This is a genomic window from Streptococcus suis, from assembly GCF_002964575.1.
Taxonomy (GTDB): Bacteria; Bacillota; Bacilli; order Lactobacillales; family Streptococcaceae; genus Streptococcus; species Streptococcus suis_R.
The window spans coordinates 86929-101826 of record NZ_POQQ01000040.1 but is presented as its reverse complement, the minus strand read 5'-3'; the positions used below and the strand labels follow the sequence as shown (position 1 = coordinate 101826).

Sequence of the window (14898 nt, the reverse complement as noted above, 5' to 3'; positions counted from 1 at the left end):
CTTTTTCTATGAAATCCAACTCAAATTATGGTATAATAGCCTGATTATATTTTCTAGAGTTAGGTCTTATGAAACACATTTTTATCATCGGTAGCCGTGGTTTACCTGCCCAGTATGGAGGTTTTGAAACCTTTGTCGAGCAACTGGTTTCCAACCAAGTCAGCCCCCATATCCGCTACCATGTGGCCTGTCTGTCGGACAGCAGTCACCACCAACACACAGAATACAAGGGGGCGGATTGCTTTACGATTAACCCTCCCAAGCTGGGCCCAGCCCGCGTCATTGCCTACGATATGATGGCCATTTCCTATGCCTTGGATTTGGTCAAAGCCCAAGGGATTGAGCAGCCGATTTTCTATATTTTGGGAAATACCATAGGTGGCTTTATTGCTCCCTTTGCTAAGAAGATTCACTCTGTGGGCGGAATTTTATTTGTCAATCCTGACGGCTTGGAATGGAAACGTAGCAAGTGGTCCAAACCTGTCCAATCCTATCTAAAATACGCTGAAAAGCTCATGGCAAAACATGCAGACTTATTGATTGCCGATAATGAAGGTATTGAAAATTACATTCAGACTTCCTATCCAGGAACAAGTACACGTTTTATTGCTTACGGAACGGATTTAAGTCCGACAGACTATCAAGCAGATAGCCAAGCTGTTTTAGATTTTTTTGGACAATGGAACTTGATTGAAAAGGGTTATTATTTGATTATCGGTCGCTTTGTTCCTGAAAATAATTATCTGACCGCTATCAAGGAATTTATGGCTAGTTCGACCGAGCGTGATTTGGTCATCGTTGCCAATCATGAGGGTTCTGCTTATTTCCAAAAGCTTGAAGAGGAAACAGATTTTTCACGGGATAAACGGATTAAATTTGTCGGAACTGTCTATGATAGCAATCTGCTCAAGTATTTGCGAAACCAATGCCGTGCCTATATTCATGGACATGAAGTGGGCGGAACCAATCCCAGCCTGCTCGAGGCTTTGGCTCAGACCAACGAAAATCTCGTTCTAGGTGTTGATTTTAACCAGAAAGTAGCCCTGAATGGCGCCCACTATTGGTCTAAGGAACAGGGCAATCTAGCTGAACTGATTGACAGTATTGATGGACAAGCAGAAGCAGAGGAACTTGGACGGATTGCCAAAGAGCACATGAGTACTGCTTATACTTGGGAAAAGATAGTCCAAGAATACGAGGAATTATTTTTACAATGAAAGTAAACATACTGATGTCAACCTATAATGGTCAACAGTTCTTGGCTGAGCAAATCCGCTCCATTCAGGACCAGACCTACACAGATTGGACGTTATTGGTTCGTGATGATGGGTCTAGTGACAAGACCAGGGAAATACTTCAAGATTTTGCCAGCAAGGACAGTCGTATTCGGCTAATAGATGTTGAGGAAACCGAAAATCTTGGCGTTATCAAGAGTTTTCATAGACTGGTTCACTATGAACAGGCAGATTATTACTTTTTCAGCGACCAGGACGATGTCTGGTTGCCTGATAAGCTAGCAGTTAGTTTGCAAGAAGCACAGTCTTATCAGACTGACCAGCCATTGATGGTCTATATGGATTTGACCGTTGTTGACCAAGACCTGCAAATTATGACGGAGAGCATGATTCGTTCCCAGTCCCACCATGCCAATACCCAGTTGGTGCAAGAATTGACAGAGAATACTGTCACAGGTGGTGTGTCCATGATCAACCATTCTCTTGCAAGCTTGTGGACTAAAACGGAGGATATTATCATGCACGATTGGTATCTTGCCTTACTAGCCTCTGCATTTGGGAAACTGGTATTTATTGATAAGGCTGGAGAACTCTATCGCCAGCATGCTGACAATGTCTTGGGAGCTAGGACCCTATCCAAGCGACTTAAAAAATGGATTCGCCCCCATGTTTTATTTAGGGTCTATTGGGACTTGATTAAAAATAGCCAAAAACAAGCCAGCTTGTTGTTAGAACTGCCCCTCTCTCCCTCAGATAGAGAGTTAGTTGAAGCTTTTGTATCCATTTTGGATAAACCTATGTTCGAACGTTTCAAGGTATTGAAACAATACGGCTTGAGAAAAAACAAGGCTTTTCACACCTTCGTGTTTACAACACTGATTGTGACAAAATTTGCTTATAAGGGATGTGATGAAATATAGGTATACCGAACCTTATTTTTCGTCTATTGTAGTGTTGAAGTAGCAAAAATAAAATATTTCAAAACCATTTCAATTATTTTACGCTCGACTAAGTATTGTCATGTAAATGTAATAAAAAATTTCAAAAACAAGAGATTTTCATAGGAAAATCTCTTGTTTTGTGCTAGAATAATAGATGGAGGTCCGATATGATCAAAATTTTTGGTAAAATTCGTTACCATTGGCAGCCAGAACTTTCCTGGGGTGTCATTTACTGGTCACTTACCTTCATTCCACTTTTCATGAGTATGACGCTATTATTGGAAAAACTACGCGTATCAGGTCTATTTCTTTTGCTAGTATTTCTTTTTTTACTACTAGTAATCCTAGGATTACATAGGTATTTTGAAATAAAAGAAACCCATTTACGTATTGTTACGGCTAATCTATTTGCCATTCAAGATATTGAAATTGCTCAAATAACAAAAGTGGAAGTTTCTTATATCGCGGTTCGCATATTTTCTAACGAATTACCGGATGGTAAGGTCTATTATATGCGGAAATGGCCTAAAAAATTTTTTGTGAATCATTTAGCCCTACATCCTGCATTTTCTGGAGAAGTAATTTTGTCTGATCATCTGATCAAGCAAGATTATTTTGAAATTTATTATGCAAAAAAAGCCAAATCAATCCAGTGAAATGGCTTTGGTAGGACAGGATTTGATGGCTTCGAGTATATCAGGTGTTATGTCGCTCTTTTTTTCCAGATGCTCGCCATCTGAAAAGACCACAATACCATCGTCATCATAATCAAACACAGGTGAATAGGTTTGGCAAAGCCCACAGGCAATGCACCGTTCAGGAATCAGTTTTATATTCATACTATTATTTTAATCATATTTTTAGAAAAAAACAAGGAGTTGTCCCGAGAATGTCACAAGAGCCATGGAATGAAGAAGTGTATCAAACAGCAGAAAGTCGCAAAGACCGCTTGAGTAAGTCAGTAGCAAGTACAAAAGTGTTTACTGTACTGGCGATTATTTTCTTTACTATTGTTATTATTATTGGATTAATTGCGCTTTATTTGTCAGTTGGTGGTAGCAAAACAGATTCGACCAAAGAATTTTACAACCCAAGTACAGTAGCTGTAGTAGCAGAAAGTTCTACAACACCGACGGAAACATCAGTATCAACAGACATGGTAGAGACGGAAACCGCAGATACAACTGAAACAACAGAAACGAGTTCAAGCTTGACAGAAGCAGCAGACGGTTCTACGATTACCGTTCAAGCTGGTGAGGGTGTTGGAGCGCTGGCAGCGCGTGGTGGTATTTCTATTGCTGAGCTAGAACGTTTAAATCCTGAAAAAATGGCAACAGGTTCCTGGTTAGCTCATCCAGGAGATGTTGTCCGAATTAGATAAGAGGTCTTATGAAATCTATTCAAATTGCAATTGACGGACCAGCTTCAAGTGGAAAGTCAACAGTTGCTAAAATTATTGCCAAAGATTTGGGTTATACTTATTTAGACACTGGAGCTATGTATCGTTCAGCTACCCATTTGGCTCTCCAAAATGGTATAGAGGTAACCGACCAGGATGGCATTGTTGCCTTACTTGCTCAGAATCCTATTCGTTTTGGTCGTGATGAGAATGGTCAACAACTTGTATTTGTTGGTGATCAAGATGTTACCTTGCCTATTCGAGATAACCAAGTGACCAATAATGTGTCAGCAGTGGCGGCACTTCCTCTAGTAAGGGAAGAACTGGTTCGCTTGCAGCAGGAAATTGCTCAAGCTGGTGGTATTGTCATGGATGGACGTGATATTGGAACGGTCGTGTTACCACAAGCAGAGCTTAAGATTTTCCTTATCGCATCCGTTGAAGAGCGTGCACTTCGTCGTTTTAAGGAAAATACGGAACGTGGCATTGAGACTGACTTAGAAACTTTAAAAGAGGAGATTGCGGCTCGTGACCTGAAAGACAGTACTCGGGAGGTTTCTCCCTTGAAAGCAGCAGAAGATGCCATTACATTTGATACGACAGGAGTATCTATTGAAGGAGTCGTTCAATTTATTTCTGAAAAAGCGAAAGAAATTCTTGACAAGTAGTTTTAGACATGTTAGAATAGTCGTATTGAGAAAAGCAGAAGTGAGAACTTCTCGCCTTGCGACTAACGTTGTCTGGCTCTACGGATTAAGATTTCTTCGGAAAGAATAATGGTGTAGTGCGGACTTGTGTAGCAAGTCCGTTTCGTTTTTCTCGAAAAATATAAAATGAGGTGAAAAGCCATAGCAAAGCAAGATTTGTTCATCAATGATGAAATTCGAGTGCGTGAAGTTCGTCTTATCGGTCTTGAGGGTGAACAGTTGGGAATCAAACCGCTCAATGAGGCTCAGGCCATTGCTGATAGCGCAAACGTGGATTTAGTATTGATTCAACCGCAAGCTAAACCGCCAGTAGCGAAAATTATGGACTACGGTAAGTTCAAATTTGAATATCAGAAGAAACAGAAAGAACAACGCAAGAAACAAAGTGTTGTCACTGTAAAAGAAGTGCGTCTAAGCCCAGTTATTGACAAGGGGGATTTCGAGACAAAACTTCGTCATGCCCGTAAATTCCTTGAAAAAGGAAACAAGGTCAAGGTTTCGATCCGTTTCAAGGGTCGTATGATTACCCACAAAGAAGTTGGAGCGAAAGTATTAGCTGAGTTCGCCGAAGCAACCCAAGATATTGCCATTATCGAACAACGTGCTAAGATGGACGGACGTCAAATGTTTATGCAGTTGGCCCCAGCTTCAGATAAAAAATAAGCTTTTTAAGCAAAAGGAGAATTAACATGCCAAAACAAAAAACTCACCGCGCATCAGCTAAACGTTTCAAACGTACAGGTTCTGGTGGATTGAAACGCTTCCGCGCTTATACTTCACACCGTTTCCACGGTAAAACTAAAAAACAACGTCGTCACCTTCGTAAAGCAGGTATGGTACATGCTGGTGACTTCAAGCGTATCAAATCAATGCTTACAGGTTTGAAATAAGCCGACTTACTAGAATTTAGATTATTATTTGGAGGAAAATTAAATGGCACGTGTTAAAGGTGGCGTTGTTTCTCGTAAACGCCGTAAACGTATTTTAAAATTAGCTAAAGGTTACTATGGAGCTAAACATCTCTTGTTCCGCACTGCGAAAGAACAAGTAATGAACTCTTACTACTATGCATACCGAGACCGCCGTCAGAAAAAACGTGATTTCCGTAAATTGTGGATCACTCGTATCAACGCGGCTGCTCGCATGAACGGTTTGTCATACTCACAATTGATGCACGGTTTGAAATTGGCTGAAATCGAAGTAAACCGTAAAATGCTTGCTGACTTGGCAGTAAACGATGCAGCAGCTTTCACAGCTCTTGCAGATGCTGCTAAAGCAAAACTTGCTAAATAACGCTTTAAAAATTAGAGAGAACGATAAGTTCTCTCTTTTTGCTTTTATGGATTGAAAATGATGTGGAGAAGTTGGAAAGAACTCTACAGGAAGGAAAAAAATTTCGTTAATGATTCAACAACTGCCCAGAGGTGGTAACGCGAATATTGAGAAGGAACAAAGGGCTTGAACTCAGCTTATTTGCTATCTGTATGCAGCAGTGAGTAAATGGCGATGTCCACAATGCCACGATTGTTTCGAGCAGCTTGTCGAAGGGTACCTTCATAGGTCATGCCGACTTTTTCCATAACACGACCAGAAGGGCGATTTTCATTATCGTGGACAGCCGTAATCCGTAAACAACCAACTTCTTCCAGCAGAAAGTGAGTGACTGCTTCAAGGGCTTCGGGCATATAGTTCTGTCCCCACCACTTACTGCCTAACACCCAGCCCAATTCAGCAGCCTGTACCCGTTCATCCAGACTGACGACGGAAATATCGCCAATTGCTTGCTGACTTGCTTTGAGTTCAATAGCCCACCTGTATGCTTTTTCTTGTGAATAGGATTGAAGACAGAACTGAATATAGTCTTCTGTATCTTGCAGCCTTTGATGAGTTGACCAGGTCAGATAAGTGGTAACCTTTTCATCTGAAGTCCAGTTTTGGAAAACGGACTCAACATCTGTTGCTTGAAAAGGGCGTAAAATTAGACGTTCTGTTTCTAATACCTGAGTTCCTTTATGTTGCATCTTATTTTCTCCTCAATAATGCCTCAATCCAGTCGGGTGCGTAGGCAGAAGTACAGCCTTTTGGTACTTTCATGTCCACATAGACTGCCAATTCCTGACCGATAGCAAGGCCTTGTTCAAGGTAGTCAGGATAGGCAACCGCAATCTCCACCAAGCACTGGTTCATGGTCCATTGGACAAGCGGGTTTGCGGTTTGCAAATGCTCGTTAATGTAGGTTAGCGTTTCTTCAATTTCTTGATTTGTTGCTGTTTTTCCAGCAAAATATTTGGCACGAAGGAACCAACCAAGTCGCTGAAAAATAGATTGGTCTTGGATGAGTAAGTATTCCTCCCAGTCTTTGCTATCCTTGCGTTTGCTAAGAATGATGGAAGCTAGCTTATCGAGGATGTTGACCGAAACTTGTTCATTGAGGCAGTTCTCTAGGTCAGCTTGGGTCAGCTGGTCAGGTTTTGTTTTGGCAATTTGAATAGCTAAATATTGTGCCTCGAGGACACCTGTTTGCCAGAGTGGAGCAAACAAGTCCAGTCGATTTTTATAGGCCTTGGCGATACCAGAAATAGCTCCCATCGGAACGCCGTAGTAGGGCTTGGTTTCGCCAATTTTTTCATAACGCTTGAGGGTGCCAGCATGGCTGGCTGCTTCAAGTTGGGTGAGAATGGTGTTTAATTCAGTCATAAATGTCTCCGAAAAAAACTGGATTGCTCCAGTTTTCATATGTAGTCGTTTAGTTTGCTTTTAGTACAAGGCAACGAGCTGCAGGTTGCTAGAACAGCCTAGAGGCTGTTCTAGGTTGGAAATAAGACATGCGAAGCAAGTCACTTTTGTGAAGTACGGCAAAGCGAGTTCAAATAATGATGAGATTATTTGAAGTTAGAAATAAGGAAAGGGAGTTTCCTCATACGTCGAAGTAATCAAAGATAAACTAAATGACTACTTCAACAAGCCACGTTCACGATACCACACATCTGGTGTCCAGACCCACTTGCAACCGTAGCTTTCTAGCAAATCAAAGGCTGCTTCTGGTCCCATTGTACCAGCTGGATAGGTGTGGAGTGGGACTTGGTTGCTTGCCCACAAATCAACAATGCGGTCAATCAAGCTCCAGCTAGCTTTCACTTCTTCCCAATGGCTAAAGTTAGTAGAATCACCATTTAGGACATCGAAAAATAGTTTTTCATAGGCTTCAGGTGAATTTCCAAGAGCAGTAGCATTGTGGCGGAAATTGAGCTTAGCAGGAGTAAGAGCAAAATGGGAACCAACTTCCTTACCGTTGATAGAGAGCATAAAGCCTTCAGTTGGTTGAATAAAGATGGTCAAGACATTAGCTTCGGAAGGCTGATCAAAAATATCTTCCGCATGCTTGAAGGTGATGGTCACGCGTGTGCCCTTTTCTGTCAGGCGTTTACCTGTACGGAAGAAGAAAGGAACATCACGGAAACGGTCAGTATCAACGAAGAAGACCCCTCCAGCAAAGGTTTCTGTCTGAGAACCTTCGGCAATATTTGGTTCATCCAAGTAGCTAACGTAGTCTTTTCCGTCGATGGAACCTGCAGCGTATTGGCCACGGATGAAGTTGCGTTTGAGGTCCTCATCAGAAGGCTGACGAAGGTGTTGGAAGACCTTGATCTTCTCCGCACGGACATCCTCTTCTTTAAAGCTGGCAGGCTTATCCATTGCTAGAAGGGAAAGAACTTGGAGGGCATGGTTTTGCACCATGTCTTTTAAGGCGCCAGAATGGTCGTAGTAGCCCCCACGGTCCTCGACCCCAATCGCCTCAGCGAAAGTGATTTGGACATTGTCAATGTAATCGCGGTTCCAGATATGTTCAAATATAATATTGGCAAAGCGGACAGCGAAGATGTTTTGCACCATTTCCTTACCAAGATAATGGTCGATACGGTAGATTTGGTCTTCCTCGAAGGCAGCCGCCAATTCCTCATTGAGTTTGCTTGCAGTTGCAAGGCTTGTTCCGAATGGTTTTTCGATAATCAAACGCTCAAAACCTTGTCCGTCAACGATCTTCTCAGACTTGAGGTGTTTGGCAATGGTTCCGAAGAATTCAGGTGCCATGGACAGGAAGAAGACCTTGTTGTGCTGGGTATCGTATTTTTCACATAAGTCGTCCTGTAATTTCCGAAGGGCAACATAATGCTCGGTGTCATTGACATCATGGCTTTGATAGTAGAAATGACTTGCAAATTCATGGGCCTGACGCGGTGTATCAGGTAAATCGCCTAAAGATTCGATGACAGTTTGCTCAAAAAATTCCTTGGTCCAAGGTCTGCGGGCTGTTCCAATAACAGCAAAATTTTCTCGGATATGTCCTGCCTTGTACAGACGGAAAAGGGATGGATAAAGTTTGCGTTTGGCAAGGTCGCCACTGGCACCAAAAATGGTAAACAATACATGTGATGACATAATTTTATTCCTATTCTGTTGAGTATAAACACTATTATAGCATAAATTGTCAGAAAATTCATTTTTAAATCCCATTTATTAGAAAACGCGGTAAACGTAGGGATTTTCAGGTTGTTGGATTTCTTCTATCTGCTCCAGTTCTATAGTTGGCAGGCTTTGTTGTAAGGAATGATGGTAGTCAATCTTAATTTTTCCACTGACTTTGACCCAGCTATTGTCAGGAAAATGACTTGGAGCTCCAGTAGATAGCAAGCCATAGACACCCGAATCGGCGATGCAATGAATAATGCCAAAACGGAAGATAAATTGTTGGTCAGTCTTGTCGGGGTCATTATAAACGAAACCGACCATTGTTATCCTTTTTCCAGAAAATTCATTGGGATAGTCATAGATGGCCTCCATAACCTCCATGTAATTATCGCTGGTCACTTCTATCTCATCTTGGGCTAGATAGCGGTCTGCCACCTTTCTCATCTCTGTCTGGTAGCTTGACTTAGTAAAATAGATGGATGTATCAGGCTTGAGGTATTGGACGCTGGTCCCTTCCTGAGCTTGAGTAGCGGTGTCGTTTTCGGCTGCTAGGGGAAAATGATAGCCCTTAGCCGCTACAGCAGTAGCATCCAGACTGACGGTCGGAAAGAGCCAGGCAACTGCAAGCGGGAGGATTAGGAGAAAAATACTTGTAAACTGAGCTGATTTTTTTGTCAAATGACGATGTGTTTCACTGTCTTTTACCCAAACATAGAGTTGAACTATAGCTAGAATAAAGGACAGAACCATGGACAGATAGGCAAGGTAGGTGTAATGCAGGTTGATATACTGGTCCAATTTTCCAGAAATATAGAGATACATGGTCATTTCAAAATACCCTGCGAGAATTAAAAATCGAATCATAGCAAGCCTCCTAGTAGTAGACTATAGCTCAGGATGACCAAGCTGACAATGGCTATAAACGTAAGAATGAATCTGCCTGTGAAGTAACGCTTCATCATCAGGAGATTTTTGACATCTACCATTGGTCCAATGACAAGGAAGGCCATGACGGGAGCTAGACCAAAGCTGGATAGAAAGGATGCACCGATGAAGGCATCTGCTTCGGAGCAAAGGGAGAGCAAGAAAGCAAGGACCATCATGAGCAAGATAGCAGATAAGGGGCTGTGACCAATAGAAGTCAGGAATGTGGTCGGCACGTAGACTTGGACTAGACTAGCAAATAAAGAACCAAAGACCAAATAGCGACCCGTATCAAAAAATTCATCGATGGCATGAATGAGGGCATGACCAATTTTTTGCCAGACGGATTTATCTGAAGTATCCTGCTGATGAGAATGTGTCACATGATTTTTGGTAATCGGCTCTTTGACCAAGAAGCCGAGAACAAGACCGAGAACGAGAGCCACTAGCATGGAGCCGATAACACGGTATAAGGCAACCGTCCAAGAATTTCCAAAAGCCGTGTAGGTTGCAAAAAGAACGATGGGATTGATAAGGGGAGCCGTTACCAGAAAGGGAAGGGCCGTATAGCTAGGAAGCTTCTTTTCCAACAGTCTATTCACAATGGGGACAATACCACATTCACAAGAGGGGAAAATAAAGCCTAAAAAACTTCCGAAGAGGATGGCTAGAAAGGTATTCTTGGGAAGAAATTTCACAAGCTTATCTGGTGTAATAAAGACCTCTATAAGCCCAGAAATGATTGCTCCAATTAAGACAAAGGGGAGGGCTTCGATGATAATGGACAGGAAAATAGCCCCCGCCTGTAAAACAGAAGAGGGCAGTTGCTCAAATCCAAACATCCTTACTTATCGTCAACTTTCTGCTTATTTTTTTCAGTGCTTGTTGGGTCTGGAAACTCAACTTCTTCGAGTTTGTCAAAGGATGCAAATTCTTCTAGCATTTTTTCCAAATCATCTTGTCTTTTAAATGTTACAGCCATAGGGCACCTCCCAAAATTTTATATATCTATTATACCCTTTTTTGCTCAAATGTATCTAAAATTTCCTAATCTAATTCAAAACTAAAATCTTCAGTTGCCATCTTAAGTCGTGGTATAATTGTCTTATGGAAAAAAGAATATCAGAATTAGTAGACTTACTTAACAAATATGCCGACGAATACTATCGCACAGACAAACCAAGCGTGTCTGATGCCGAATACGACAAACTCTATCGAGAATTGGTGGAACTGGAAACAGCTCATCCAGCATTGGTTTTACCAGATAGCCCAACTCATCGAGTAGGTGGAAAAATCTTGGATGGCTTTGAAAAATACAGCCATGTCTATCCTCTTTTTAGTTTGCAGGATGCCTTTTCGCGCGAAGAATTAGATGCTTTCGACCAGCGGGTTCGTAAGGAATTTCCACAGGCGACCTACATCTGTGAACTCAAGATTGATGGTCTGTCCATTTCCTTGACCTATGAAGCGGGCAATCTGGTTGTTGGTGCCACACGTGGCGACGGCAGTGTCGGTGAGAATATCACGGAAAACCTCAAGCGTGTTGCGGACATTCCCTTGACCTTACCAGAGACGGTTGATGTCACTGTCCGTGGCGAGTGCTACATGCCCAAAGCTTCTTTTGACCGAGTAAATCAGCAGCGTCAGGAGGCAGGCGAGGCAGAATTTGCCAATCCACGTAATGCAGCGGCAGGCACCCTTCGCCAGCTGGATACAGGCGTAGTGGCTCAGCGCGGTCTTGCTACCTTCCTCTACCAAGAGGCTAGTCCGTCTGAGGCGACCAGCCAGTCGCAAGTACTGGAAAAGCTGGATAGTCTAGGCTTTGTGACAAACCACGACTACCAGTTGGCTGACAGCATGGATGATGTCTGGGCTTTCATTGAAAAAATGGCAGAGCGACGAGACGATTTGCCTTATGAAATCGATGGTATCGTCATTAAGGTCAATGACCTTGCTATCCAAGAAGAACTGGGCTTTACCGTTAAGGCACCTCGCTGGGCGGTGGCCTACAAGTTTCCAGCAGAGGAAAAAGAAGCGCAAATCCTATCGGTTGACTGGACCGTTGGCCGCACAGGTGTCGTTACACCAACTGCCAACCTCAGTCCAGTTCAGCTAGCAGGAACAACCGTTAGCCGTGCTACCCTGCACAATGTGGACTACATCGCAGAAAAAGACATTCGCATTGGCGATACGGTCATTGTCTACAAGGCGGGGGACATTATTCCAGCCGTTCTGAAAGTGGTGGACAAGTATCGGACGGACCAAGAAGTCATGCCTGTCCCAAGCCAATGTCCGTCTTGTCAGAGCGACTTGCAACACTATGAAGATGAAGTTGCCCTCCGTTGCATCAATCCTATTTGCCCGAGCCAGTTGATGAGTAAGTTGGAACATTTTGCCAGTCGGGATGCAATGAACATCGCAGGTCTGGGGTCTTCTATTGTAGAAAAACTCTTCCTAGCAGGTCTGGTTAAGGATGTGGCAGACATCTATAAACTGACAGTCGATGACCTCTTGACCCTAGACGGATTCAAGGAAAAATCTGCAGATAAGCTCTACCAAGCCATTCAGATATCAAAAAGTAATTCAGCAGAACGGCTCTTGTTTGGTCTGGGTATTCGCCATGTCGGTAGCAAGGCCAGCAAGATTTTGCTGGAAAACTTCGGCGACTTGGAAGCCCTAGCTCAAGCAGGTCAAGAAGACATTGCTTCCCTAGAAGGTTTGGGTCAGGTCATCGCCAAGTCCTTAACCAGCTTCTTTGCCAGGTCAGGTGCTCAGCAACTTTTAGCTGAACTTAAGGAAAATGCCGTAAACTTGACCTATCTAGGACAGGTGGCAGATGAAAATGCAGCCTTGTCTGGACTGACTGTTGTCTTGACAGGAAAGTTGGAACGGATGAAGCGGGGCGAGGCAAAAGCTAAGCTAGAAGCCTTGGGTGCCAACGTAGCGGGTTCTGTTTCTAAGAAGACAAATCTTGTTGTCGCAGGAGCTGACGCGGGAAGCAAGCTGGTCAAGGCACAGGAATTAGGAATTGAAATAAAAGACGAGGCTTGGTTAGAAAGTCTCTAAGGTAAAGGATATGGAAGAACGCAAGCGAGCACGATTGATTTACAACCCGACCTCTGGTCAGGAAATCATGAAGAAAAATGTGGCAGAAGTATTGGATATTTTAGAAGGATTCGGCTACGAAACTTCTGCCTTTCAAACGACGCCTGAAAAGGATTCGGCTAAAAATGAAGCCAGAAGAGCTGCCTTAGCAGGTTTTGACTTAGTCATTGCAGCAGGTGGAGATGGCACTATTAACGAGGTGGTCAACGGCATTGCACCGCTCGAAAAACGACCGAAAATGGCTATTATTCCAACTGGGACAACCAATGACTATGCGCGTGCTCTTAAGGTTCCACGAGGCAATCCAGTTGAGGCAGCCAAGCTGATTGGTAAAAATCAGTCGATTTTGATGGATATTGGCTTGGCAAAGAATCAAAAGAACGGTATTCATCAAGAACATTATTTCATCAATATCGCTGCTGCTGGAACACTGACAGAATTGACCTACAGTGTGCCAAGTCAGCTCAAAACCATGTTTGGCTATTTGGCTTATGTGGTCAAGGGGGCTGAACTCTTACCTCAAGTTCAGTTTACACCCGTACGGGTAAGGCATGATGGTGGAGTGTTTGAAGGGTCAGTTTCTATGATTTTCGTCGCCCTGACTAATTCTATTGGTGGTTTTGAGCAAATTGTTCCAGATGCCAAGTTGGATGACGGGAATTTTACCTTACTCATGGTCAAGACTGGAAACCTCTTTGAAATCCTCCACTTAATTGGTCAAGTTTTAGATGGTGGCAAGCACATCGAAAGTGATTTGATAGAATACATTAAAACACAACATCTCACCATTGAGAATCTTGATCCAGATAGTCGTCTCCTGATTAACTTGGATGGGGAATTTGGAGGAGATGCACCTGTCGAACTCTTTAATCTCCAGAATCATATCGAATTTTTTGCAGATACAGACCTTGTTTCTGATGAAGCCATTACCTTGGACACGGAACAAGTAAACAGGGAAAACATGACCAAACGTTTCATTGAAGAAAGTAGTCATATACACTCTACAATATAAATAGGAAGAAAAGACGACAAGGTCTTTTCTTTTTATTTTTCAATAACGAATTAAACGCTTCCAATAGCGGTATTTTCTTGACAAATAGATGTTTTAGGAGTATTCTTACATGGTATTAAATTTTAAAAGGAGAATTCGTTATGAGTTTAGGCGCATTGGCCTTAGGTTTGGCCTGTCTTGGTGTTAGTATTGGTGAGGGTTTGTTGGTAGCTTCTTACCTTAGCGCAACTGCACGTCAACCTGAAATGCAAAGCAAGTTGATGGCTGGTGTATTCTTGGGTGTTGCCTTTATCGAGGGTACTTTCTTCGTTACCTTGGCTATGGCATTTGTTTTGCGTTAGTACATCAAGAGAATTAGAAAAGGGGGGAACCTCCATTGGAAGAACATTTAAGTCCAACCCTTACCCTTGGTCCCGTGACCTTTGACTTGACTATGGTATTGGTTTCTGTCATTACCATTCTCACTATTTTCTTACTTGTTTTTTGGGCTAGTCGTAAGATGGAACTCAAACCCAAGGGCAAACAAAATGTCCTTGAGTATGTTTATGAGCTGACCATCAATTTTACAAAAGGAAACTTAGGTGATGAAGATGCTAAAAGGTATGCCTTGTTTTTCTTCACTGTTTTTACCTTCCTATTAGTGGCAAACAACCTGGGTTTGATGACCAAATTGGAAACGTCGGATGGCCATAATTTATGGACTTCACCGACAGCAAATATGGCTTATGATTTCGGTTTGGCAACAATTGCAACTGTGTTTTGTCATGTTGAAGGGATTCGCCGTAGAGGGTTTAAGCAATATCTAAAAGATTTTGTGACACCATTGGCAATGACACCAATGAACATACTTGAAGAGATTACAAACCTTGTTTCACTTGCTTTACGTTTGTATGGCAATATCTATGCTGGTGAAGTTTTGGTTTCACTTCTTCTTCAATTATCACAACAAAGTGCAGTGGCCTATCCAATCGCATTTGCTCTTAACATTGTTTGGACAGCATTCTCTGTCTTCATTTCATGTTTGCAAGGCTATGTATTTGTCATGCTGGTATCCATGTACTTGAATAAAAAAATCCATGGTCATAGTGAGTAAGAAAGGGAAAGA

Annotated in this window: 19 protein-coding genes and 1 other annotated feature; of the genes, 12 read left to right on the top strand and 7 right to left on the bottom strand. The window is 42.5% G+C overall.

The window, feature by feature from the left end; translation table 11 throughout:
- Positions 1 to 68 precede the first annotated feature (68 nt).
- The 3 genes from cps2T to C1E58_RS03930 all read left to right on the top strand — a co-directional run bounded on the left by cps2T (position 69) and on the right by C1E58_RS03930 (position 2832).
- The gene (gene cps2T, locus C1E58_RS03940) at positions 69 to 1217 is read left to right on the top strand and encodes a beta 1-4 rhamnosyltransferase Cps2T (protein ID WP_105209420.1); all 1149 of its coding nucleotides are present in this window, start codon (positions 69 to 71) and stop codon (positions 1215 to 1217) included.
- A complete protein-coding gene (locus tag C1E58_RS03935; protein ID WP_105209419.1) occupies positions 1214 to 2155 on the top strand; it encodes a glycosyltransferase family 2 protein in 942 nt (313 codons plus the stop codon). The genes cps2T and C1E58_RS03935 overlap by 4 nt, the downstream gene beginning before the upstream one ends.
- Before the next feature lie 188 nt (positions 2156 to 2343).
- The gene (locus C1E58_RS03930; protein ID WP_105113952.1) at positions 2344 to 2832 is read left to right on the top strand and encodes an EbsA family protein; all 489 of its coding nucleotides are present in this window, start codon (positions 2344 to 2346) and stop codon (positions 2830 to 2832) included.
- On the opposite strand, the gene C1E58_RS03925 is transcribed toward C1E58_RS03930, so the two are convergent.
- A complete protein-coding gene (locus C1E58_RS03925; RefSeq protein WP_105113951.1) occupies positions 2821 to 3015 on the bottom strand; it encodes a ferredoxin in 195 nt (64 codons plus the stop codon). The two genes, C1E58_RS03930 and C1E58_RS03925, sit on opposite strands and share 12 nt — an antisense overlap.
- Positions 3016 to 3065: 50 nt before the next feature.
- On the opposite strand from C1E58_RS03925, the gene C1E58_RS03920 reads away from it, so the two are divergent.
- The 5 genes from C1E58_RS03920 (at position 3066) to rplT (ending at position 5575) form a co-directional block, all read left to right on the top strand.
- Positions 3066 to 3557: an SAG1386/EF1546 family surface-associated protein gene (locus C1E58_RS03920; RefSeq protein WP_105113950.1), complete on the top strand. Its 492-nt coding sequence runs from the start codon at positions 3066 to 3068 to the stop codon at positions 3555 to 3557.
- An 8-nt stretch (positions 3558 to 3565) separates the two neighbouring features.
- Positions 3566 to 4243: a (d)CMP kinase gene (cmk, locus tag C1E58_RS03915; protein WP_105209418.1), complete on the top strand. Its 678-nt coding sequence runs from the start codon at positions 3566 to 3568 to the stop codon at positions 4241 to 4243.
- Between the two features lie 26 nt (positions 4244 to 4269).
- Positions 4270 to 4398: a sequence feature (ribosomal protein L20 leader region), on the top strand.
- A gap of 40 nt (positions 4399 to 4438) precedes the next feature.
- Complete coding sequence (gene infC / locus C1E58_RS03910) at positions 4439 to 4945, top strand: translation initiation factor IF-3 (protein WP_002940606.1); 507 nt, start codon at positions 4439 to 4441, stop codon at positions 4943 to 4945.
- A gap of 26 nt (positions 4946 to 4971) precedes the next feature.
- The gene (gene rpmI, locus C1E58_RS03905) at positions 4972 to 5172 is read left to right on the top strand and encodes a 50S ribosomal protein L35 (protein WP_012027223.1); all 201 of its coding nucleotides are present in this window, start codon (positions 4972 to 4974) and stop codon (positions 5170 to 5172) included.
- Between the two features lie 43 nt (positions 5173 to 5215).
- Positions 5216 to 5575 carry a 50S ribosomal protein L20 gene (gene rplT, locus C1E58_RS03900; RefSeq protein ID WP_012028296.1) on the top strand — a complete coding sequence of 120 codons (360 nt, stop codon included), beginning with the start codon at positions 5216 to 5218 and terminating at the stop codon, positions 5573 to 5575.
- Positions 5576 to 5751: 176 nt separating this feature from the next.
- Here rplT and C1E58_RS03895 read toward each other — a convergent pair whose 3' ends face one another.
- The 6 genes from C1E58_RS03895 to C1E58_RS12185 all read right to left on the bottom strand — a co-directional run bounded on the left by C1E58_RS03895 (position 5752) and on the right by C1E58_RS12185 (position 10658).
- Entirely contained in the window at positions 5752 to 6303 is a 552-nt protein-coding gene (locus C1E58_RS03895; RefSeq protein WP_105209417.1) for a GNAT family N-acetyltransferase, read from the bottom strand.
- Position 6304: 1 nt separating this feature from the next.
- Entirely contained in the window at positions 6305 to 6979 is a 675-nt protein-coding gene (locus C1E58_RS03890) for a DNA alkylation repair protein (protein WP_105209416.1), read from the bottom strand.
- A 255-nt stretch (positions 6980 to 7234) separates the two neighbouring features.
- A complete protein-coding gene (zwf, locus tag C1E58_RS03885) occupies positions 7235 to 8722 on the bottom strand; it encodes a glucose-6-phosphate dehydrogenase (RefSeq protein WP_105209415.1) in 1488 nt (495 codons plus the stop codon).
- A gap of 78 nt (positions 8723 to 8800) precedes the next feature.
- Positions 8801 to 9616 (bottom strand): TIGR03943 family putative permease subunit, encoded by an 816-nt coding sequence (locus C1E58_RS03880; protein WP_105113945.1) that lies wholly within the window; start codon positions 9614 to 9616, stop codon positions 8801 to 8803.
- Entirely contained in the window at positions 9613 to 10518 is a 906-nt protein-coding gene (locus C1E58_RS03875; protein WP_105209414.1) for a permease, read from the bottom strand. Before C1E58_RS03875 ends, C1E58_RS03880 begins: the two co-directional genes overlap by 4 nt.
- A 2-nt stretch (positions 10519 to 10520) precedes the next feature.
- Positions 10521 to 10658 (bottom strand): SPJ_0845 family protein, encoded by a 138-nt coding sequence (locus C1E58_RS12185; RefSeq protein WP_172028607.1) that lies wholly within the window; start codon positions 10656 to 10658, stop codon positions 10521 to 10523.
- Between the two features lie 125 nt (positions 10659 to 10783).
- Here C1E58_RS12185 and ligA point away from each other — a divergent pair, with 125 nt between their 5' ends.
- The 4 genes from ligA (at position 10784) to atpB (ending at position 14886) form a co-directional block, all read left to right on the top strand.
- The gene (gene ligA / locus C1E58_RS03870) at positions 10784 to 12742 is read left to right on the top strand and encodes an NAD-dependent DNA ligase LigA (RefSeq protein ID WP_105209413.1); all 1959 of its coding nucleotides are present in this window, start codon (positions 10784 to 10786) and stop codon (positions 12740 to 12742) included.
- A gap of 10 nt (positions 12743 to 12752) precedes the next feature.
- Positions 12753 to 13793 (top strand): diacylglycerol kinase family lipid kinase, encoded by a 1041-nt coding sequence (locus C1E58_RS03865; RefSeq protein WP_105209412.1) that lies wholly within the window; start codon positions 12753 to 12755, stop codon positions 13791 to 13793.
- A 140-nt stretch (positions 13794 to 13933) separates the two neighbouring features.
- The gene (locus C1E58_RS03860; protein ID WP_105113941.1) at positions 13934 to 14134 is read left to right on the top strand and encodes a F0F1 ATP synthase subunit C; all 201 of its coding nucleotides are present in this window, start codon (positions 13934 to 13936) and stop codon (positions 14132 to 14134) included.
- Positions 14135 to 14169: 35 nt separating this feature from the next.
- Positions 14170 to 14886: a F0F1 ATP synthase subunit A gene (gene atpB / locus C1E58_RS03855; RefSeq protein ID WP_105209411.1), complete on the top strand. Its 717-nt coding sequence runs from the start codon at positions 14170 to 14172 to the stop codon at positions 14884 to 14886.
- Positions 14887 to 14898: the final 12 nt, after the last annotated feature.